20 protein-coding genes are annotated in these 22152 nt (G+C 45.3%); 2 read left to right on the top strand and 18 right to left on the bottom strand.

The genetic code is table 11. The features are described from left to right. Nucleotides 1-2: 2 nt before the first annotated feature. Entirely contained in the window at nucleotides 3-1217 is a 1215-nt protein-coding gene (locus tag ACXX53_RS10360; RefSeq protein ID WP_458568569.1) for a threonine synthase, read from the bottom strand. 177 nt (nucleotides 1218-1394) lie between these two features. Between ACXX53_RS10360 and panD the strand changes: the two genes are divergently transcribed. Both panD and ACXX53_RS10350 read left to right on the top strand, forming a co-directional pair. Further along, entirely contained in the window at nucleotides 1395-1781 is a 387-nt protein-coding gene (panD, locus tag ACXX53_RS10355) for an aspartate 1-decarboxylase (RefSeq protein WP_458568568.1), read from the top strand. 64 nt (nucleotides 1782-1845) lie between these two features. After that, nucleotides 1846-2631 carry a YheC/YheD family protein gene (locus ACXX53_RS10350; protein WP_458568567.1) on the top strand — a complete coding sequence of 262 codons (786 nt, stop codon included), beginning with the start codon at nucleotides 1846-1848 and terminating at the stop codon, nucleotides 2629-2631. Between the two features lie 441 nt (nucleotides 2632-3072). On the opposite strand, the gene ACXX53_RS10345 is transcribed toward ACXX53_RS10350, so the two are convergent. The 17 genes from ACXX53_RS10345 to ACXX53_RS10265 all read right to left on the bottom strand — a co-directional run bounded on the left by ACXX53_RS10345 (nucleotide 3073) and on the right by ACXX53_RS10265 (nucleotide 22141). Further along, nucleotides 3073-5709, bottom strand: a complete 2637-nt coding sequence (locus ACXX53_RS10345; RefSeq protein WP_458568566.1) for a hypothetical protein — start codon at nucleotides 5707-5709, stop codon at nucleotides 3073-3075. Nucleotides 5710-5808: 99 nt separating this feature from the next. After that, nucleotides 5809-6618 carry a stalk domain-containing protein gene (locus ACXX53_RS10340; RefSeq protein WP_458568565.1) on the bottom strand — a complete coding sequence of 270 codons (810 nt, stop codon included), beginning with the start codon at nucleotides 6616-6618 and terminating at the stop codon, nucleotides 5809-5811. Between the two features lie 240 nt (nucleotides 6619-6858). Then, nucleotides 6859-7689 (bottom strand): copper amine oxidase N-terminal domain-containing protein, encoded by an 831-nt coding sequence (locus ACXX53_RS10335; protein ID WP_458568564.1) that lies wholly within the window; start codon nucleotides 7687-7689, stop codon nucleotides 6859-6861. 88 nt (nucleotides 7690-7777) lie between these two features. After that, complete coding sequence (locus tag ACXX53_RS10330; RefSeq protein WP_458568563.1) at nucleotides 7778-9685, bottom strand: Mbeg1-like protein; 1908 nt, start codon at nucleotides 9683-9685, stop codon at nucleotides 7778-7780. Beyond that, nucleotides 9678-10514 carry a hypothetical protein gene (locus tag ACXX53_RS10325; RefSeq protein ID WP_458568562.1) on the bottom strand — a complete coding sequence of 279 codons (837 nt, stop codon included), beginning with the start codon at nucleotides 10512-10514 and terminating at the stop codon, nucleotides 9678-9680. The genes ACXX53_RS10330 and ACXX53_RS10325 overlap by 8 nt, the downstream gene beginning before the upstream one ends. Nucleotides 10515-10554: 40 nt before the next feature. Then, entirely contained in the window at nucleotides 10555-11820 is a 1266-nt protein-coding gene (locus ACXX53_RS10320) for a hypothetical protein (RefSeq protein ID WP_458568561.1), read from the bottom strand. A 91-nt stretch (nucleotides 11821-11911) separates the two neighbouring features. Continuing rightward, entirely contained in the window at nucleotides 11912-12211 is a 300-nt protein-coding gene (locus ACXX53_RS10315; RefSeq protein WP_458568560.1) for a WXG100 family type VII secretion target, read from the bottom strand. Nucleotides 12212-12246: 35 nt separating this feature from the next. Continuing rightward, the gene (locus ACXX53_RS10310; RefSeq protein WP_458568559.1) at nucleotides 12247-12576 is read right to left on the bottom strand and encodes a WXG100 family type VII secretion target; all 330 of its coding nucleotides are present in this window, start codon (nucleotides 12574-12576) and stop codon (nucleotides 12247-12249) included. A gap of 53 nt (nucleotides 12577-12629) precedes the next feature. Beyond that, complete coding sequence (gene essC, locus ACXX53_RS10305; protein WP_458568558.1) at nucleotides 12630-16517, bottom strand: type VII secretion protein EssC; 3888 nt, start codon at nucleotides 16515-16517, stop codon at nucleotides 12630-12632. Between the two features lie 4 nt (nucleotides 16518-16521). After that, the gene (locus ACXX53_RS10300) at nucleotides 16522-17346 is read right to left on the bottom strand and encodes a DUF5050 domain-containing protein (protein WP_458568557.1); all 825 of its coding nucleotides are present in this window, start codon (nucleotides 17344-17346) and stop codon (nucleotides 16522-16524) included. Nucleotides 17347-17361: 15 nt separating this feature from the next. Further along, complete coding sequence (locus tag ACXX53_RS10295; RefSeq protein ID WP_458568737.1) at nucleotides 17362-17583, bottom strand: EsaB/YukD family protein; 222 nt, start codon at nucleotides 17581-17583, stop codon at nucleotides 17362-17364. A gap of 27 nt (nucleotides 17584-17610) precedes the next feature. After that, the gene (locus ACXX53_RS10290) at nucleotides 17611-18108 is read right to left on the bottom strand and encodes a hypothetical protein (protein WP_458568556.1); all 498 of its coding nucleotides are present in this window, start codon (nucleotides 18106-18108) and stop codon (nucleotides 17611-17613) included. A 15-nt stretch (nucleotides 18109-18123) separates the two neighbouring features. Next, complete coding sequence (locus ACXX53_RS10285) at nucleotides 18124-18603, bottom strand: hypothetical protein (protein ID WP_458568555.1); 480 nt, start codon at nucleotides 18601-18603, stop codon at nucleotides 18124-18126. 19 nt (nucleotides 18604-18622) lie between these two features. Next, a complete protein-coding gene (locus tag ACXX53_RS10280; RefSeq protein ID WP_458568554.1) occupies nucleotides 18623-18814 on the bottom strand; it encodes a hypothetical protein in 192 nt (63 codons plus the stop codon). 18 nt (nucleotides 18815-18832) lie between these two features. After that, on the bottom strand, nucleotides 18833-19714 hold the full coding sequence (locus tag ACXX53_RS10275) for a hypothetical protein (protein WP_458568553.1): 882 nt from the start codon (nucleotides 19712-19714) through the stop codon (nucleotides 18833-18835). After that, entirely contained in the window at nucleotides 19711-20694 is a 984-nt protein-coding gene (locus ACXX53_RS10270) for a hypothetical protein (protein WP_458568552.1), read from the bottom strand. The genes ACXX53_RS10275 and ACXX53_RS10270 overlap by 4 nt, the downstream gene beginning before the upstream one ends. Continuing rightward, entirely contained in the window at nucleotides 20672-22141 is a 1470-nt protein-coding gene (locus ACXX53_RS10265) for a CpaF family protein (protein ID WP_458568551.1), read from the bottom strand. The genes ACXX53_RS10270 and ACXX53_RS10265 overlap by 23 nt, the downstream gene beginning before the upstream one ends. Nucleotides 22142-22152: the final 11 nt, after the last annotated feature.

Here is a 22152-nt window from a genome sequence, read left to right as displayed (position 1 = left end):
CACTATGACATCCTTTCATTCCATTGTTTAAAATCCGTGTACGAATTTAATACCGGTACTTCTTTGGAGACTTTCCATGGCCAGTACTTACTCGCATGTGAAGTATTAAACAATATGACCTTCTCACCGGGTTTTATCAATCGTTTTTCGCGCAGCTTAATCAATGCCGACCAAGTCGAAGCACCTTCCGGCGATGCACTGAGTCCGTGATGCCCAAGTTCTTTAACAGTTGCTTCGATCTCAGTTCGACTTACGGAGATCGCGTGCCCATTCATTTTTTGCAAAATGGATATGATAATCCCGAGATCAGGCGGGTTCGGAACGCGTAGTCCCGTAGGACTTGAGGTAACTTCGCTTTCGCTTGTAGAATAGTGATTCCCCAGAAAGCTTTGAACGACCGGTTCACATCCTTGCTCCTGAACAGAGATAATACGAGGCAAGTCACCATGAGCCCATCCGAGCTCTTTAAGTAGTAGGAATGCCCGCCATAATCCGATTATGCCCGAGCCACCACCGGTCGGATAGATAACAACATCTGGGAATGTCCAGCCTAGTTGTTCTACGATTTCTAGCCCCATTGTTTTCTTGCCTTCCACTCTACCCGGTTCCTGTAAAGTGCCTACATGTGACCATCCTTGCTCCTCCTCTCCAGCTGTGACAATAGTTCCAGCATCTTGGATGAGGCCGTTTACGAGAAAAGTATGGGCTCCATAAAGCAGGCATTCCTCCACGATCAGTCCCGGACAGTCCTTCGGAACAAAAACATAAGCCTCCATACCGCAATGTGCCGCGTAAGCCGCTAAAGCCGAAGCAGCATTGCCATTGGAGTTGACTGCTACTTTTAAAATATCCCGTTCATTTAGCAGCGTCACTGCAGACGAAAACCCCCGCGCCTTAAAACTGCCAGTAGGGTTAAGGTCTTCTCTTTTGCAATACAATGGCCCCAAGCCTAATCGTTTCTCCTGCCGATTCAGACGAATTAGCGGAGTGCCGCCTTCTCCTAAAGAAACGATCCGACTTGTGTTTATAATAGGTAATAATTCCTTGTACCTCCACATCGTCCAAGGGCGCTCTTGAACCATCTCGCGCTTCAAGGACATTCTAATTTGTTCTGTATCGAATTCGACTAATAACATTCCGCCACATGTGCATTTGCCCTTGAGTGCGAACGGGAGGCGGACTCCACATCGGGAACATTGCAAAATAAATTTTTTCATATTACGCCCCCCATGCTCATCATATGCCAATTCGTATGCAATGCTTTGTCATACGTTTATTTTATATTGATCACTAGAATAAGCGTCGGCTTTTACCTATAGCATGCAAACAAATAGGTATCTGTACAGTCCTGAGAAGAAGTTGAAGCGTATTTATGTGAAAAAGGAGACCGATCAATGCTTAGATTGATGTGTAAAGGCAAGATTCACCGAGCCACTGTGACGGAAGCTGATCTAAACTATGTTGGAAGCATTACGATCGACGCTAGGCTCATGAAGGAAGCAAACATTTTACCTTACGAAATGATCCAAGTGACCAGTTTGAGGAATGCAACTCGTTGGAAAACTTACGCGCTGCCAGCGGCCGAGAACTCCGGAAAAATATGTTTGAACGGCCCCCCTGCGCACCTGTTTCAACCCGGTGATATCGTGATCATCTTAAGCTTGGGGCTGATGGACGAATCTGAAATAGCCGGTCTGGAACCTAAGGTAGTATTTGTTGATGAGAAAAACCGTATCACCTCTGTTGAAACGAAAACCCTATCGATTTCAGAATCACTTTGATCTTCCTGATAACACCCGATAACTGATTCTGAAATGAAATAGCCACCAATAGGGGCCTAGAAATATGAATGATTTTTATACTTCTGCGAAACAATTGGAGGTAGATCGTGTGAAGAAGGTAAAATATAAAATGGGGAAATTGGGAAAGTATAAATTCATGAAGAAATATAAAATGATACGCAAATTTTTGCCAGACACTCGAAAAGCAACTTTGTCTAACATTAAAATAATGCTGAGATTGTATAGATCAGTTTACTTAAAACCCGATGAGGGAACAGGTGGTCATGGGATATATAAAATCAATAGGGGCAAGAATAGTCTTATTTTACGCACCGGTTCGAATTCACGTATTTTTAGCTCATTAAATGACTTATATATTTCAATTCAAAGTATTCTAATTAGGGGCAAATATATTGTTCAAGAAGGAATTGAACTGTTAGAACACAATAATCGTCCGTTCGATATCAGAGTTATGGTACAAAAGAATGGAAAAGGAACATTAGATGTTACGGGGATTATTGGAAGACAGGCGAAGCGTAATAAAGTAGTCACGAATTTTCATTCTGGAGGAACTCCCTTACCTATAGATACCTTACTTCAATCACATCTGAATGATAAATCTAGGAAACAGTACATTCAAAAAATTGAGAGATTAGGGAGAGATGCAAGCACTGTCCTTGGTAAAAGTTATAGAAGTAAACGAGCATTCGGAGTTGATATAGCAGTTGATAATAAAATGAATCCCTGGGTCTTGGAGATTAATACCCAGCCTGATATGAGCATCTTTAATACTTTGAAGAACAAAACGATGTACAAAAGAATTCAAAGGTACTCAGAAAATAGAGGATGAGCAGTAAGTTCCCAACTTTGTGTCATATCCTACAATCAAGTATATATTTTGTTGTGGATTTCGAAGAGAAGCTAACCTGTACTGGTTGTAATATATAATGGATTGCCTTCAAATCGATTGCCCTTTGAGCATATTCGAACTCACAATAGGCGCTCATAAACATCATTTTGATAGGCTTACCAAGCTCACGAACCTTCTCTGCAAGCTGTAATCCGTCCATCCCGTTCGAACTTATCATCATCGACGACAAGCATTAACGTGTCTATTACAAACTAGAGAACGATAAAAAGTGCCACATCGTATTAAACGATCGTGGCACAGCTACATAATCAAGAACTAATGACTCATTTGCTTCTTCTAACATTACGATTAATCGACTCGTTCGAAGATTCATCAGCTCGTATATGTGGGGGGGCTGGTACCCGCACTTATCTCATGCTTTTAATTGTCCAGATCATCATGCATTGATCCCATAACCGTGATCTTCATGCTGTCCAGATTATCGATTCCTGCTAGCGTTCCTAGCTTTTTATATTCGTGATTGCCTCTCGACAGCTGGCTGTTGTCAATCCACACACGCACATTGTACTCGCCATTCGGCATCTGGGCGTGGGTGTAGACAGGTATGTTCTCAGGATTGACGACGATCGTCACGGTTGTCTTCTCCGTTATCTTATACATCTTCTGAGCGGATTTCACATATTCCCGATAACGGTACTTATCGTAGCTGTCCGCTGTCTTCGAATCCGCATATCCTTCAAGCACTCTCTTCCAGTATTCGTGCGTGAAGCCGGTGCTTTCTTGTGAATGCTTGATTTCTTCCACTTTCTTGCTATAACGCGACGCATCTGCGGTTCGATCCAACACTTGGAGCATCACCTGACCATCTACCCCTTGGTTGTTCTTCGCCGTGAGGACGCCCAGCTTGCGATCGTAGCCAGCTCCGCGCTTCGGCAGCTGTTCATCGCGAAGATTAACCGCATCCTTATGTTGGTTAATATAGATCAGGTCGCTTTCATAACGGAAGGAGTCCACAAGTGTACCCACGAGATCCTTGTGATCCTGTGTATCTCCATTTGTCGGTTTATAAGACACTGTCTCTACAGTAAATGTATAGCTGCCGGCAGGATTAAAATAATAGCCTGACTTGATCGGATAAGCATACTTCTGCAGCTCCTTATCGGTTGCGAATACCGCTTTGTCATATAAGGACTTGCGATCGCTCTTACTCACTGCAGCCTTACGAGCTTGCTCGTATTGCTGTTTCAAGGTGCTCTCGGTCTTCCAATTCACGGAAGCACTCGCCTGCTGCGTGAATGCTCTTTGGTACTGTCCGCCTACAGCAGTCCAGCCATATGCCTCATCCTTCTCATTCAGATGATACATCCAGCGGATCACGTTATAGAGATACGGTTCACTCTCCCACCATAACTTCTTCGCGTGCGAAGTCTCCTCATTTTTCTCAATTTCATTCTTATAGCTAAGCGGAGGCATGGTACTTCTTCCATTATAGACATACATCTCATAGACGGGGCTGTCTGTACCCGAAGGAAAATCAGCCGTTGCCGTGCCCCTATCTGTATACGTGGTGCAATGGGTATTACCCTTTTCATCTTTATCACAGACCTGATAAGTATATTCGTAGTTTCGCTGTACAGAGCCGCTGTAACTTATTTGCCCCGTCTTGGTCAGAGGGATCTCAGGATTTTGAAGATTCAACCATTTCTTGTTGATCGGATCATCTTCAAAGTCCTTGCGGTCGATCGTGAATTTCGCGATTGGTTGACGGGTAATCGTCGCACTTGCTTCATTAACTGGAGGATTGTTCTTGACGGTGAAGTCGCGCAGCAGATCAACCGATTGATTCAAGATGTCAAGCGAACCGCTGGCATTGCCTTTCCATTGTCCCCAAGGCAAGCTAAGATGAGCTGTCATCGCATTCCCTCCCATGATAGGAAGAGCAACCTTTTTCGTCAGCACATTGTATGCAAGCGGCTTCGGTTGAGCCCATATGACTGCGTTTGGAGCTGATTTAATAATATTATTGCCGAGAAACTTTTCAACAGGTGAAGTGCCTTTTTCATTAATCTTGAACTGAATATCCACATCACTTTCCGGCATCGTAAATGTGGCATACAGCAAATATTCCTTCCCGCTTTCTAGTGACAGCTTACCTGCTTCATCCACCGTATGCCCAGAGAACTTCAACTGATGCTCGCTCGACGTCAGCCTCTTGCCGTCACTCTTCTGTGTCAGCACCCAGCTATAGTTTGTGGATTGTGTATCGGGAAATGTCGACGTTACCCGCACTCCAACGACAACTTCCTTGCCCGCATCGGACTTAAGTGGTAAAGTCTCGAACATCGCTGAAATATCTTGCTGTCCTACTGCACCGAGCGCCGATATCGGAATATCAAGATAGGTGATGTGTCCAGTCTTGTTCTCAATATAGACTTTACCGTAGCCCTCTGAATAGTACGTTGGCGGCTGCAGAATAAGTACATAGTCAAGCCATTTCCCGCTTTTGGGCTTACCGTTCAAGTCGTATACTTCTTGACCTGCCAGAGTGGAATTCAGATTTTCGTACATGAATTTTTTATAAATTTGCCCTGCATATTCTTTATTAAGCGCATCTTGGATCGCGATTTCCAGCATTCCGTTTTTCAGAAATTTATTCTGGGTAGCCGAGTCCTTATAAAAGTCACTTTTCACTACCGGAATTCGAGCGTCATTCCACGGTTTTTTGATCAAGTTAAATTTATGGATCTTGATCCCGCTCCAGCCGGCATACCATTTTACGTCTTCTGTGGACACGTCATTACCATCTCGTGTATACCCCGAGTATGGGTACAACCCGTCGTTAAGTATCGTACCGTGATCTCTCCCATAGACAATCTCAAAGCCTTTATAGATTACGTCGCTTCTATTCGACTTATAGAGATTAAGCCTTTTATTAATGAGATCCTCTCTGAGGTTCCAATTGCCAACTCGATTAGGAAAATAATCCCTCTTACCGTACACTTCCTCCACTTCTTGATTGCTCATCTCCAATATCTTCTGCGGAGTTAAACTATTCATATCAAGCTCCCTAGCCACAAGGTGGTTAGGGAGTATCGTGAAGAACATCAGTAATATAACAGAAGCTATAAGATATCGGCTAGTTTTCATGATTCACACCTATTGATACCATACGCCGACACCTGTATCGCCATATGCTGGAGAGCCTACTTTAACTCGATAAGTGCCATCACTGAACCATTTTTGTTCCAGCTCAATTTCACGAGTCTTCTTCTTCCGAATATACTCCATGACATCATCTACTGTATCCGAATCAATCTTTTGGCGAAGTATATCTTCAACCTCTTGGATCTGCATCTCATAATCACCGTCTACACGGTCCATTGCCAATACGAAATTCAGCAAAGCTCTATTCTTCGTACCATATTCATCATAGTCGCCGCGCTCAATATTTAACGTCGATCCCGTAAACAGAGCTACCTTGAAACCGTACATATCCTCAATAACCATGTCTTTATCCCCTGTACCGCCTGTGTACTCTGGAGTACTGATATAGACGGTATTGATCTTCGTATCATATTTCACAGTTGCCCCTAGCCCCTCACTAACGAATCGAATCGGAACGAAGGTACGCTCATCCTTCAGCAATGCCACGGTATCCATACTCTGCTTCTTGCCATCCAATTCATACTCTTTCTTGCCTACCACGAGCGTTATAGTCTTTTTCCCGTACTTCACCGTCGCTGTTCTTGACTTGTTGTCCCAGCCAACTTCAGCCCCCAGCGCCTCACTTACAAATCGTATAGGTACCTGCGTTCTGTTGTTTGCATCAACGAATGGCTGTGCATCGGGAAACAACACCCGTTCTCCATCCACCACCACCCGTAAAGGCAGCGCCGCATTCGTAAGAGTGGGGACTAACAGAGAGATCAGCAATAATAGCGTAAACGTGATTTTTAATTTTTTCATGAATATGAACCTCCATCATTCAACATTTAACGTCAAATTATTTACGAACCACACACCAACACTATTCCAAACAAAATGCTATTAACTCTTATATTGGACGTATCGAGGGTTGAGCTGCTCTAGCTATCTTCGCTTCCACTTCACGGTACTTCGCCACCGATGCTTGTAGAGCTGATGTCTTCTGCTGTAGATTTTCCGTTGCACGTTTATGGTCTGTTCGAATCCGATCGTTTGCCCGCTCTAACCTTCTCTATACCATACGCCAACTCCGACACCTCCAGCTGATCGAGAGTGAATTCTAACTCGATAAGTGTCATCATTGAACCATTTTTGCTCCAGCTCATCTGCAAGCTCTTTCTTCTGACGAACATACGCCATTACGTCGTCAACGACATCCGTTGCGATCTTCTGGCGAAGAATATCCTCTACCTCTTGCTGCTGCATCTCATAATTATCTGTTCTGCCATCGGTAAATTGTCGACCCATTTGCAGTGTAAAAGTCATTAATGCTCTATCCTTTTCCTTATATTTATCATAATCGCCTCTTTCAACATACAACCCTGATCCAGTATCTTTAACGACCTTGAAACCGTACATATCCTCAATAACGACATCTTTATCCCCTGTACCTCCTGTGTACCCTGGAGTACTGATATAGACGGTATTGATCTTCGTATCATATTTCACAGTTGCCCCTAGCCCCTCACTAACGAATCGAATCGGAACGAAGGTACGCTCATCCTTCAGCAATGCCACGGTATCCATACTCTGCTTCTTGCCATCCAATTCATACTCTTTCTTGCCTACCACGAGCGTTATAGTCTTTTTCCCGTACTTCACCGTCGCTGTTCTTGACTTGTTGTCCCAGCCAACTTCAGCCCCCAGCGCCTCACTTACAAATCGTATAGGTACCTGCGTTCTGTTGTTTGCATCAACGAATGGCTGTGCATCGGGAAACAACACCCGTTCTCCATCCACCACCACCCGTAAAGGCAGCGCCGCATTCGTAAGAGTGGGGACTAGCATGGAGATCAGCAATAATAGCGTAAACGTGAATTTTAATTTTTTCATTGCAATGAACCTCCATCATTCAACATATAACGTCAACTTATTCACGAATCGTATACCAACACTATTCCTAGTAAAATGCTATTAACTCTTATATTGGACGTATCGCAGGTTGAGCTGTTCTAGCTATCTTCGCTTCCACTTCACGGTACTTCGCTACCGATGCTCGCAGAGCTGATGTCTTCTGCTGTAGATTTTCCGTTACACGTTTATGGTCTGTTCGAATCCGATCGTTTGCCCGCTCTAGCCTTCTCAATTGTGATTGCACATAGTATTCGCTGTAATTTCTACCTACGTCTGAGGCAACTCTCGATGCTTGGGTCTGAATGCGATTGACCAGGTCTCTTATTTTTTCTTCTTTCCTCTGAATAGTCTTCTGCAGGTCTTCGATTCTATCTAGATTTGCCAGAATCTTCAATCCTCTTGCCGCACTTGAAACACCAACCATAAAACCAGCTATCGTCTTCATCGCCTTAGCCTTTATTTTGTCAATCATACTGTCTTTGAATGAATTAACATTATTTATAAAATTATCTCTCATTTCTTTGACCTTCTCTTTTACATTCCCGACGATATCGCTTAATTTTTGAGCCACTTTGTTCTTTATATCAATCCAGCGCTTCGTTGTCTCTTTGATATGCTGAATCATATTGTTCACGAATTTCTCGAACCCTTTTTTCATATCATCACAAAATTTCTTTGCAGCCTTTCTGACGTTCTCTACAATCTGCCCCACCTTGTCGGCAAACAAATTCATTGCTATGATTGCGTCTCTAACCATATCTGTTATAAAATCTACACTCTTATCCCAGAATGAATGGATGCTTTCCATCAGATTCTTAATGCCTTCCTTAATCCACGGAATGACTTTATCGATAATAAAGCCAATAGCGATCAATCCGAGCAGCGCAGTGACTGCGATTTCAAGTGCAGCCATTGGCCCTATCGCCACAACCGCTGCGATTCCAAGCGCGGCGAAAAAGAAATGTCGGAAATCAATATTTCCATCCCAAATATTGAGTGCCTCAGTTATTATTAATTGCTTGATCGCATCAGGAACGATTTCTAAGCCAACCGTTAAATTGTGCACCACAGAAGGTAAGATGCCGCTCGCTTGCACATCTGAACGCTTAAAGCTGGTTCCGTCCCCCTCTGGAGTAAGGGAGAACATCGAATGATGTTCGATACCAATTCCCTTCGATTCAGTATCGATGTAGATCCCCTTCGAAGGATTCAGGAATAATGCAGGCACGATATCTTCCACATTTCGGAACTCTCTTAGCTTTCCTTGCTTATTCATCTCCTCAATCTGCTTCGAATGTTCAGCTAGAACTTTTCCGTTAAATCCAGGTGCATTAAAGGTCGTTGCTGATATAAGCTTCTTACGCTGCTCATCCGGTAGAATGAAAGAGGAGTAGAGTGCCAGATTGCCGCCTAAGGAATGACCTGTCAGATAGGATGGAAACTTTTTATGATTAATCATATCTAGGATGTATTGTTTTGCTTCCGCTTGCTGTATTGACTCATTGAGATAGGCCGTAGTCGCATTATTTTTCCAATCATTTCGATAGAGCGGGTCATTCGGCGGCTCACTGCCTCGGAAAGCAACCACGTTAACACCTTTTTCAACCTCGATCGTCATGGCTACGAAGCCAGATTCTTCCTTTTTATTATGTGAAACTACATTCGTAATCTTCATTCCCCGATATTTGGGTTTATCCAATTCCCTAAGCAAGTTTTTATACAGATCATATTCGTACTTGTCGTTCACTTTATCAGGAAACCTCGTCTCAAGCTTCTTCACGCCTTCAAGATTACCCTTATAATTCTCTTTACCGAGATAGTAATCGATCACTTCACCTAGAGTGATCTCTTTCTTTTTCCTTAAATAGTCATTATGTAGTTCCGTATTATTGCCATCGGAATCCTGACCGGCCACATCCAAATAAACAATCTGCGCGATCTGACGAAGCTCTACTTCAGTTAGAGGTTCAATCATGGAGATCCCCCTTTAGCTTCGTGCTCTTTACCCTTTCTTCTTTCCAAATATCAAAGCTCTTGTGCAACTCTTCATCTGCTGTGACTATTCGACCCTGTTCATCAATTTTAATACCGTTCGCGGTAACCAAATTCAGTTTTCCCTGTTTTTCTTCTTCATCATTGTAAAAAGTAAGTACAGTCATTTCTGAATTTTTGGCTTCGTCAAATCGATCGTACGCATCAGGCGTAATATACCAGATGTAGATGCTGCTTCTCATGTATTTTTGGTCCGCTAGCTTCTGTGCGAATGCTTTATATTTATCAATCTCAGCTTGTTCATCCATGCCGCCGTTACTGTCGATGTAGCGTTCACAATTTAAATACACCTCTACTAACTGCCGATTCATCGGATATAACTTCAGAAACTGTTCATAGGACATGCTTGTATCTGAATGTTCTGGATAGGTCATAACTGTATCGTTCTCTACATAAACCTTACTCTCTCCCCAGATGCTGTTCGCCATTTCGGTAATTGGTTGTACTGCAGCTTTAGCGACTGCTTTATTCAAATATTTATCGTAGACATCTTTCAAGTCCTTTGTGATTTCTACAGCCACTTTGATCGAAGGGTCATCTTTGGGCTTCACGATGGCTTTTAACGTATTGTTATTCATCGTCCCCCATCCGCCGCCGATCGAATCGACCACAAACTCCTTGCCATACTTCTCCTGCAACGCTTCTACGATCCTTTTCGCTGCTTTCTCATCCTTTGATCCACAGCCTATCATGCTGAATATTGAAAATAACACCATAAGGATCAACACCGCCTTCTTCGTATTATGTTTCAAACGATCCCACTCCTGTTCTGCTTGAAATCTTCCTCCTTACTTAGAAGTCCAGGCGAAATTCCGGCAATCGGAAGAGACTGTTTCTTTGCATTTGGATAATATGATCGACATGCTCACTTATCTGCTCAGCAAATTGTTCTATGCTATCCCCTAATGCAGCCGACAAAGCCATCATCTCATCTTCAAGCATTGTAGTATAGAGCGGCTGATCCGCATTGGCGATAACAAGAGCACCCATCAGGGCGTCCACATATTCAAAGGTTCGCTCAACAATATCTGCTGCTTCAAACATAACCTGATCCACATAGGTGTTGATGACTGTCTCCTCGTCTTCCAATGCAGAATCTTCAAAGCGCTTATTCAACTCACGTTTCCATAGTTGATACTGATGATGCAGCATTCGATCACATTGGCTTACGGTATCACGGACAGCAGTCTTTACTTTAAGGGGATCCAAGCGGTTATGCAGCAGAAGCAGCATTAAGCCATATGGATCATTCGCTGTTTCTTCAAGCTCGAGAGCGCTGTTGAATGCTTTCATCACAGCCTCTGCTACAGGAGATTCTTCATCAGCTACATGATATAGCTTCGAAAGAATCTGGTATATTTCACCTGCCTCTCCTACTTGAACACCGCCTTCCTGATCAAAGCTGAACATGGGATACACACTTTTGTCCATATCGAATATATCGCTATCATCCGTCAATTGCTGTACTGCATATCGCATATCCTCTACATGCGAACCAAAAGCAGACACAAGACTGTTATAGGCTGCGTAATTGACAACAGGTACGGACACTTTCTGTTCAGTGGTAAGACTGTCCGCAATGCCCGGCGCATCAAAGACAACCCCTGCGCGGACACCCGCCGTCGCGGCTGCTGCATATACAGCCATAGCCCCTCCCCATGAATGCCCGCTAACGAGACAGCTGCCTTCACCATGATGATCGTTCATATAGCGTTTTACTGCATCAAAAACACTGCCATCTCCGTTCATTATGACCGGAAAGGCTTCGAGTACATTCGCACATTTATATGAAAAGATATGAATGATATCGTTATCGTCATCTTTAAAGGAATAGGCTTCCGCTTCGCCTGCTTTCATTATAGCGATCAGCTCTAGATTGCCTATATCATGAATAAACAGCTCTTGATGCAGACTGCGTACATCATCATTCAATGGGATATCATCCGAATCCTTGAAAGCTTGCAAAATGTCCTTAATCGTAAAATTAAGATGTTCGTCAGTCATATTGAGTTCCACAAGTGAATTCAGCCATAAATACTGTCTATCCGTCAGCTTCACTTTATTCCCCCCGCATCTGCTACTGCTGCAGCACTATTAAGGTTGACAAGGCAGCCTTTTGTTGCTGACCGCCTTGTCTAATAAGTATGAATTATCTTCCGCGCAGTTTTGCTGCCATATCTTGCTCAGCCTGCTGCTTGATTCTCGCAATCTCACTAAGATTAGAGCTGATCTTCTCTACACAGCCGATCATCTCTTTGAAGCTAGGCATGAGACTTTCGAACTGATCGACGAACGCTTTTTGGGATTCACCTGACCACCAGCTGCTAACGGAGGTAATCTCCTTACGCAGTTGGTTGATAAGTGTCTCAGCGTTTGACGCTTTCGTTTTGATAGACTTCGCTACACTAGTAGCTTGTTCTGGACTAAACGTTAAATTGTTTCCAGCCATTTTTTCACCTCCCTTCATTGCATATCCATTCACTTTTATGGCCTCTTGGATTTCTGTGCCGCTGCGGCAGCTAAAGCAGCCGCTTCTTTTCGTTTCTTTTCTTCCCGCTCTTCATCTGCTCGTCGTACATCATTCGCGAGCTGCCTCATGACCTCAACCAGATCCTCGAGCTGATTCAGCTGCTTCGTTAGATTAGCATCTATTTCTCGAGCCTCCTGTTGGAAGGCCGAGGAAGCTGAGCCTGACCAATACTTGCTTGCGCTTACTATTTCTTTATTGATATCTTTTGATTCTTTCCTTACATCCTGCGTCAATTGATAGATTTGAGAGGCACTTCTATTAATGTCAGAAGGACCAGTAGACATGCTTTCAACCTCCTTCAGAAAGCTCAACGGCATGCTGTCATTTATGCTAATGTTTATTGTTGCTGCATCGCGTATCTGAGACCTGTATATTTATGCTTGACGATCAAGTAGCCGTCGCCATGCTCATTAACTTGTTCTTGAACACCGTATGGCAGATTGACTGAATACAGTGATTGATCCTTCATGCGTCCAAGAAGCACGCCGGTCTGCTCTTCTCTGATCGCTTTGCCAAGTGAATCCCAGTTCGAGGCAAGGTCTCCCGTATTATCAGCTGCTATAATGGCTACTTTCATCCCGCGTTCCTGCTTCACGATTCTCTCCAGCAGTTCATTGAAGTTGTACATCATACCGCTGGTTAATTCACTTAATCGATCGATGACAAATAGGATCTGAGACCATTCATTCATCAGCTCAGCCAGGTTGCCGCCGGACATGCGGCATTGAAGGAGCTGAGCTCGTCGTCGATCAAGCTCTTCCGTGACACTTTCGATAAGCTCTTCCATGTCATCCAAGCTCGATAAGTCGGTGACATGAGGTTCATTCATCATCTGATAGATCCCCATGGCTGATGAATCTAAGGCGTATACTTGAACCCGCTTCAGCTTATTGACCAGCACCTTAACCCATGAAACTAACAATGTGCTCTTCCCGGCGGCTGCATCTCCCGCTACCATGATGACTGGCGTAGCGGCTAGATCAAGCAGAACAGGCTGCAGATCATGGTTGCCTAGACCGATTGCCAGCTTATCTGTGTTCTCATTCAATAGTTGGATATCTAGGCTAGCAGGCATGATCGGAATTGGAGCTGCTCGAGCAATAATCTGACGGCCAACCAATTGGTCAAAGTAATCGATCCATTCTTCTGTATCCCAAGCTTGAAATGCCGGTAGAGCGGTTTGAAATTCAAGCGGAGGTCTATTTCTCACCAGAGCACGTCCCGCTATTCCCGCCGGCTCAAGCCCCTCTGTTCTGCCGACAATACCGTCATATTCACTCTTCTCTGTCATCTGCAGGCTGATAGCCATCTTGAAATTAACCGCCAGCTTATATCGAACTAAGGAGGCATTGGACGCCGTTACAACCATGAATATGCCGTACTTCGTGCCTTCTCTAGCGAGCAGTACCATCTTCTCATCAACCGATTCGTATGTTTCAGACAATGCGAAGTAATTGTCAATGACAACAACGATGGCCGGCAGCTGCCCTCCCTTGCTCTTGTAGTCATAGAAGCTGTCTCGCTTCGTCTCCTCGAGCAGCTTCTTGCGTTCTTCGATGATCCTGAATAGGTACAATACGAATTGATTCAGGCTGTCCTCTTGCTCCAACGTGATCACTCCGCCGCAATGCGGAAGCCGTTCAAACAGCTTAAAGGATGCACCGCCGAAGTCCATAATATAAATATGAACATCGCTGGGAGAATATCGATGCGCAAGCGACATGCACAGCGTCTTCAAGAGAACCGTCTTGCCGGTGCCAGGAGACCCATATACGAATAGATTGCCTTCATTCGCTAGGTCAATTGTGAGCGGTTCCTGTCTCTGACCTCTAGGGTCATCCAATATACCGATTGGGGCACTTAATAGATCGGCATGCTGTGTCCATACCATCTGCTCATAATCGAAGCCTGCGATCGTCGTATAGAGCTCGTCGAGCTGCAATGTTTCCGGCAGCGGAGGAAGCCACGGTCCTTCCAGCGGCTCAATTCCGGCTCGCTCAGCAGATATCACGATATGATCGACCATTGCTTTCAACTGCGTCGGCAGCTCCTTCTTCGCGATCTTCTCTTCTTCGAGCGGATAGATCTGTTCAGATCTGCCATCCAGCGCGATCTGGTATATTCTCGCTACCTGATTCTCGCTCTTCTGCAGCTCGCCTTCAGGGTCATAGTCAGCCCCTGCATAAGCCGATTGGAACAATTCGAATATTTCATCATTTCCAACCTGTATATAAGCGCGCCCCGGCTCTTTGATCATGGCAGCATCCGGCCGCTTAATGACGTCTTTACTGTCTGCCTCATCCTGTACCTTAAGGCATATCTTGAACTTAGAGTTACTCCAGATCTGATCGTCAACGATGCCCGCGGGCTTCTGTGTAGCCAGTATTAGATGAATGCCTAAGCTTCTGCCTACCCGCGCTGTACTGACTAGCTCCTTCATAAAGTCCGGCTGGTCCTGCTTCAATTCTGCGAATTCATCCGCGATCATGACGAGATGCGGGATAGCAGGCATTCCACTGTCATGATTCTGGCTATAGTACTGCTTCTGATAGCGATCGATATTGTTGACGCCGTACTCAGAGAAGATGCGCTGCCTTCTCATCAGCTCACTCTTGATCGATAACAGCGCTCTCGTCGTCTGGTTGCCGCCCAGATTCGTAATGGTGCCGACGAGATGAGGCATTCCCTTGAATATGTCGGCCATACCGCCGCCCTTGTAGTCAATGAGGACAAAGACCACATCATGCGGATGATAGTTAATGGCGAGCGAGATGATAATGCTCTGCAACAGCTCGCTCTTGCCTGAGCCTGTCGTGCCTGCGACTAGTCCATGGGGTCCATGCCCTGTCTCATGCAGGTCCAGGTTGAACAAGGCACCGCCGGCTTTGGCTCCTATTGGAACGCTGATCCCTTTGAAGGTCTTATTCAGCATCCAACGCCCGTACACATTGACCTCAGCAGCCGATTCGGCTTGAAGCATCTCCATTAACGTAATTGTGCTTGGCAGCGAGTAATTGGCGTTAGAGTTCTTAATACGCAGCGGCGCCAATAGACGTGCTGCTTGCTCCATTTGTCTTCGATCCGCTTGATCCGGGGAGAAGATGGACTTCTCACCAGTGAGTCGATCTGCCAGCTCACCGGTCTTGCCTTGAAGTGTGATGACCGACTGACAATTCATCGGAAGATAAGCTTTATTCTTAGCTATGAACACTGACGAAACCCCAAGCTCCACCGACCGATTGAACAGATACTTATGAATCGGAACGCCTTCCAGCATGGACGTATCCTCAATCACAAATACGTAATGAGGAAGATAATGCCCGCCCGCTTTGTTCATTTCACGTTGTTTGAATACGGTGTTCAGCTCTCCAAGCAGTTGATGTCCCGTGTCCTTGCCGCACATCAGAAATCTAATATTGCCGCCATCATCCCATAGATGTGGCAAGCTCTTGAGCCAACTCCACTTGTCGATTCCCTCTTGAGAAGCAAGTACTACAACTTTGACATCATCGTATCCATGATGGGTAACAAGCTGCAGCAGCATCAGCGTAATGAGACTAGCCGTCTTATCATCATCGCCCGCAATCCCGCATATTCCGGAAGTGATCAGGTTAACCGAAACAGGCACTTCCTGAACACGTTCAAATTCTAAAGCTAAGCGCTGCGGCTCCATAAGCAGTGGATCCGACTCCATGATGATGGCCTGCTTCGTATACTTGATCTGAACAGCGGACGGTACACTGCCTACGCCGAGGCGAAGCGAAAGAAAGTCATGATGCGAGGGGGTTCTCTCCCACAATTTATTGTCGGTATGCTTGATCCGCTCGATGCAGGCGGAAGGCTCTGGATTCAGTTCATTCATTGCCTTAACCTGCTGCTCTCTCGAGATCGTCAGATCACTGCGTGTATCAGCGATGAACTGGAGATATTTCACTTCACGCTCTTTCTTTTTCTTCTTGTATTTCTTGATCTGCGAGGTTGCTCCAGACAGAGAGACGAGAAGTGTCATAATGGTCGCCGCTATCGAGATCATCATGAACATCGATTGTGAACTTAAGGCGAGCAGGAACGTTATGATGAGCATGACCGCAGGCGGAGCCAATAAAGAGAACCAACCGATTTCCGGCTTATCTTGGACATGGGGAGGATTCGGGATCTCAACTGTACCGCCAGGCATATCCGGCATAAATCTCGGCTGACGGCTGAATTCAACATTAGGATTCATTCAATTAACCTCTCACATAGGCAGATACAATTACAGGTTGACCGCCGTGTAATGATATTCGATTCCATTCCTTACCGCCCCAGAAGTAGATATGATCCTCAACGATATGTATGTAGTCCACAAGCTCACCGCATATTCGGATCCAGTTGTTGCGCTCGAAGTCTACTCGATAGAGAGTTCTTCCATTCAACTCATTCGAGCAATATAAATACTTGCCATCCGTATTCAGACCAAGCGATGACAGCTCATCAAATGAACGAGTGCTTCTCGTGTTTAGATCCAGCAAGGTCAGCATACCGTTGTTATTCTTAGCTGAGAAAGCAACCTTCTCCCCCAGCATCACCATGTGCAGAGCGACTTGATCAGATATAAGCTCGGAACGGAAACCTTCCAGATCACCCATCCGAATTCCCATTATGGTCGAATAATAGATACAGTCTTCGTGTATCACGAAGCTTGTAACCGATTCATCCGTCAATCTTGATAGGCGTGCGCCGTTTAACTGGCACCGATACAGCTTGCGATCATCATCGTGAATGTAGTACAGCCACTCTTTGTGCCGCGTCAATCCATAACAAGGCTCATCACGAAGCCTCTCTACCGCCTGTGAACTCACATGATAGCGATACAGTGCATTCCCCCGGTGCTGATCGCTGTAATAGATATAGGGATAATCCAAGTTCATAAACCACCATATCCCGTCGACACGACTGCACTCGCCTGAATCCAGGTCTAGAACCGCCGTTCCAGAAAAATGGTGTATATCGGTCAGATACAGCTTGTTTAAAGCCTTTAACACTAAGCCGCCATTAGCCGCGTTACTATTCATGCAGCACACACCTCATTATATGAGCGTCAGCAGGGCACCATGCAGCACCCCCTCTTCCTTCAACGTCAGATTGCCGTCTAGAATTCTTCCAAGCGGTTCGGCTTGAAGCCTGCTATCCGATTGTATAGGCAGATTGAATGTCTCGGACAACATGGCCAGCAAGTCGCATATTTTCACATATTCCGGAACCTTCAGTTCCGCCTGAACCCGTTCACCTGCATGAAATGTTACCAACATCCCATCCAATCGAACGCCTCCCTTCACTCAGTTCTTCACGGAAAGCAATAGCTTGCGTTCTTCGATCAGCTTATAGCCGACATCTTTACCCGCAGCGTCCGCGATCTTCAGATACTTCGTCTTGAACTTATACTCGGACTCCGCCCTTATGGTCACCTTCGAAATCGTTCGCTCTGAAGAGTAATCGGTCGTCTCCTCGAAATCTAGTGTGACGGTGAAGTCGTTATACTTACCATCAATCGATGTGAACGACAATATGTGTCCATCTCGCTTCTTCCGTGTTAGCTGCATCGCATCTTCAAACGATTCCGAGAATAAGTCCACGAATCGATCTTCATCAACCTTAGCATCAAGCTGTCTCTGCGATTCATACACCAGGCTTCTATTCTTAGCAGCCCGTGCCGCATTCGATAAGGCTGAGCCGAGTACAATTCTCTCCCGGTACACGTTTAGGAATTCAACCAACGGTTCGATGAAGATGGATAGCAGGATTACCAATAATAGTCCTAATGCGATGTTCCTCATAATTTCCAGCCCTGCTTAATCAAAGTAATAGTCGAGGTCCTTATAATGCTTCAATCCCGTCGCCGTCAGCGAGAAGGATACAGGTATGACTTGCTCATATTTCTTTCCCCATAACGTAACGGACAGGGGATATTCCGCTTTTATCTCGATCTTGATCGGTTCTCCGCGTTGTCTGTAGGGTTTGTCTCGCTCGGAGGCTGATTCGTAGGTTGTTTCATCATCATTGCCGATGGCCTTGAAGTCGCTCGAGTTGAGCGCGGTAATGACAATCTTATCTGCGCGTTCTCTGAAGACCGGCCGTTCTCGCAAGGATTCGAGGGCATCTTCATAGTAGGTTTGCTTGATGTAGTTATCGCCGGCTGCGACCTGTGAGAGGTTGAATGTTTCTAAGATTAAAGTTGAATACCACGAGAAGAAGAAGATAAAGTTAGTGAAGATCATTAAACCTATGGATACGATAATTGCGATTAGAATCGATTTCGCTATGCCTGCCATCTATTTCATCACCATCGAATTACTTGGTAATACCTTCAAGATTTGTCTTGATTATTTCCCATATATCATCTAACCATTGACCCATTTTTCCTTGAATAAGCGTAATTGACAATCCAACCAGAATAATAATTCCAATCGTAATCGCGATCCCCTTAATACTGATCTCACCCTTCTCCTCTTTCCAAAATGACTGCTTCTTATTATCCTCCATACCTGCTTCCTCCTCAGCTCACTGAAACATCTTCAATGATTCCATAATCGTAAATATGTAATAGATAGCTATATAAACAACGAGCACCACGATAAGTACGAACTGCACTCGCGCATTACTGCGTTCACGCCGCTTCAAGTCATCTTCCAGCGCATGAATTCGGAATTGATCCACTTCATTCTTGAGGTAGGCCATCTGCGATACATTATCATAGCCTTTCAGCCTCGTCTCCATAATGTCGCAGAACTTAATAATATAGTGGAGCGGCACTCGCTTCTTGAACTGCTTCAGCGCATATTCCTCGCCATACTCGATGTTATCCAGCATAACTCCGAGCTCTTCCGACATGTCGTCATTCGCATTCGGCAAATAGTCCTTAATCACATCAGCAAAGTATATATTGACTGACTTGGAGTATTGATAGTAGACCATGCTGTAGAAGGAAGGAAAGTCCAGAGCGATACTTTTATTCCTCTTCTCGATCTTCTCTTCCATCGTGGTCACGGGATATAGCCATCCAACAATGATTAATATTCCAGATACACACCCCAGCAGCCTGTTCGCACTAAACATGAATAGGGTGATCAAGATCGTAACCACAGTGTAGAGAAATTGGTTGAGCCGAACCTCTTCCGGCGTAATCGTAAGATCGAGTCTGTCGATCATCTTCTGGAACCTGAGCCGCTCTGCACTGCTTAGATAATATTTCACGTATTTCCTAGCAAAATTGACCTTCCATCGATTTAATTGATCATGAAACGCCGCATTCTTTCTCTCCTTCACATAACGGCGCGTACGCTTCTTCTGCTTCTTATTGATCGGTCTGATCACCGGGTATAGAAATACTTTCACCAAATAAATGATAGATACTAGCGCGCACAGCTTGGCGATCATGATCATTTCGCGCCAACTCCTGGACCAAGATTCCCTTGCAACGCCTGTGTACGGGCGAAGCTCAAGCAGATAATGCTCACGATGATCGTGTTAATCGTCTTGCCGATATCGGTGTCGAGCATGAACTGTTTGAATTCGGGCACGGACAGCGCGTACAGGAAGAACAAGAGGATCATCGTCGTCTTCAACAGAAAGTCCCGGTTCATTTTACGGAATATACGGTCTTTCCGAGCATTGATCGCACGCAGTACGGCATTTTCATCGACGATATCCAGAAAGATATCCGCCATCCCTTTACGCTCATTGTATTCAAATATGATGGCTTTCTTCGTAAAATTATCAAACTTCGGTCCGAGCTGTCGGTTCAACAATAGAATTGCCTGCCTAAAGGAGTAGCCGTTGTTCTCGCAGTTGTCGATGAACTGTTGAAAATAAGGTCGTATACTCGGCTGAATATATTCATCGCTCTCCATCACCTTCTTGATCGCGACGAGCACGCCTTCACGCGCTAATGGGCAGATAATATCTTCGGCGTCCATGATATGCTCCAGCTTCTCCGCCTTAATCGCCTTCGATTGCATAACGAAGTAGGTCAGCAGTCCGATGAAGAAGGAGATTGTCAGCACGACAGACAACGTAATATTCTGCATAAATAAGATCATCATCAGGGCGAGTATCGCAAAGCAGATGGAGAGAAGGGAATTGAAGCTTTCGAGCGTTAGCGGCATATTGAAATCCAGTATCAACCCCTCTACCAAACGATTGTACTTGGCGAATATGTTCTCTTTCTGCTTCACAATCCGTTCTTTCTTCACACGTTCGATATAACGCTTCGTGTTGTATCTGCCTAGATGCTCAGCCAGTGTATTCAGCATATCCAGAAAGAAGCTCGCCGTCCCCTTAAAGAACTGCACTTGAAACATCGTGTTCACGAGAATAAATGCCGCCACACCCATCAACAGGCTAATGATTAAGGCTGTGTTCATCTAATGTGTACCCCTCTATCTCATCATCTTCAGGATCCGTTGTCAGAAATGCAAACCGGCTCTTCTTAATCCCCGCCTTCAGCATCGATTGCTGCAGCTTCTCTGACAGCTTGCCGACACGTTTATGCCTTCCGATAATCCGCAACACTTTATGCGTCCCTTCCTCTTCTAGGACATCATCGCAGATAAACTTGTAGATCGGATTCACGATCGGATTCAAGCCTTCCGAACCAAGCACCTCGGAGATCGAGGTCACCTTTCTAGTGCCATCTGCCAGCTTCTCCTGGAAGATTACGAACTTAACCGCGCTGCATATATTGCGCAGAGCTAGCTCTGCAGGCTCATTGGATGCCATCAGATATGCGGTTAAGAACCGATAGATCGCTTCCGTATCACCCTCCGCATGAAGCGTTGTAAAGAAGAAATGTCCTGTCTGCGCTGCTCGAAGCGCTGTTGCGAATTCGCCCGGAGTCCGCAATTCGCCTGGACCGATCCAATGCGGCGATTGTCTCATCGCATTAATGAGGAGATTCTCCATCGTTGCGGGACTTGAATCATCCTCCTCTGGAACCGACTCGTACTGAAGCACATCATTGATCACTCTTCCATGCTCGCTGCCGCCTTCTCGCTGCAGCAGCCGCATCTCCGAAGGATTCTCAATCGTTATGATTCGGGATAACGGGTTAATCTCTTTGACGAGCACTTCATTAAGCGTCGTCTTGCCGCTTCCCGTGGGCCCAACTGTGATCCAAGACATATCCGACTTCGGAATCAAGGACAGCAGCCTGAACATGTTAACAGAGAACGAATGATTTTGAACCATCGTCTCATAAGTAATCTTCTTCTTGCTGAACTTCCGAATGACGAAGGCTGGAAGATCATAAGGCGATATCTCTGCATGCGTAGCGTTGACGCGAAAGCCTTCTATCGTTCTGGCATTCACCATCGGGATCTTAGGAGTCAGCCGCATCTTCGAGACGCCGATAAGCTTGGAAACGATTCGTTCCATATGCTCGCGATCGCTGAAGTGCTGATCCCAGATCAGCGTCCTTCCGCCGCTCTCTACGAAGATCTGATCCGGTCCATTTGCTCTAATCTCATCGATCGACGGATCTTCCATCGCCTTCGTGATCGGACCGTAATGCGTAATCTCGTTAATAAGCGCCTGCTTCAAGTCCGCAAGCTCGAAATATCCTTCGACGATTGGCCGCTGAGAATCGACGAATTCATTAATATATGATCTCGTCATCTCGCGTTTTCGAGCTGCATCATTTTCCCGTCGGAATGTATGTGTGGCAATCTTGGTTATGTACTTCTGACACAGCTCTAGCACCTCTTCAAAGCTGATCGTAGTATATTTATGCTTGAGCTCAGCAATATCATCCTTGGCGTTTATCTGATGGGATACTTTCTGCTGCATTTCACTGATCTTGCCGCGTGTTAGCATGTATAGCTCCC

It is taken from the genome of Paenibacillus marinisediminis (assembly GCF_054343325.1).
This window is presented reverse-complemented; position numbering and strand designations above follow the sequence as displayed.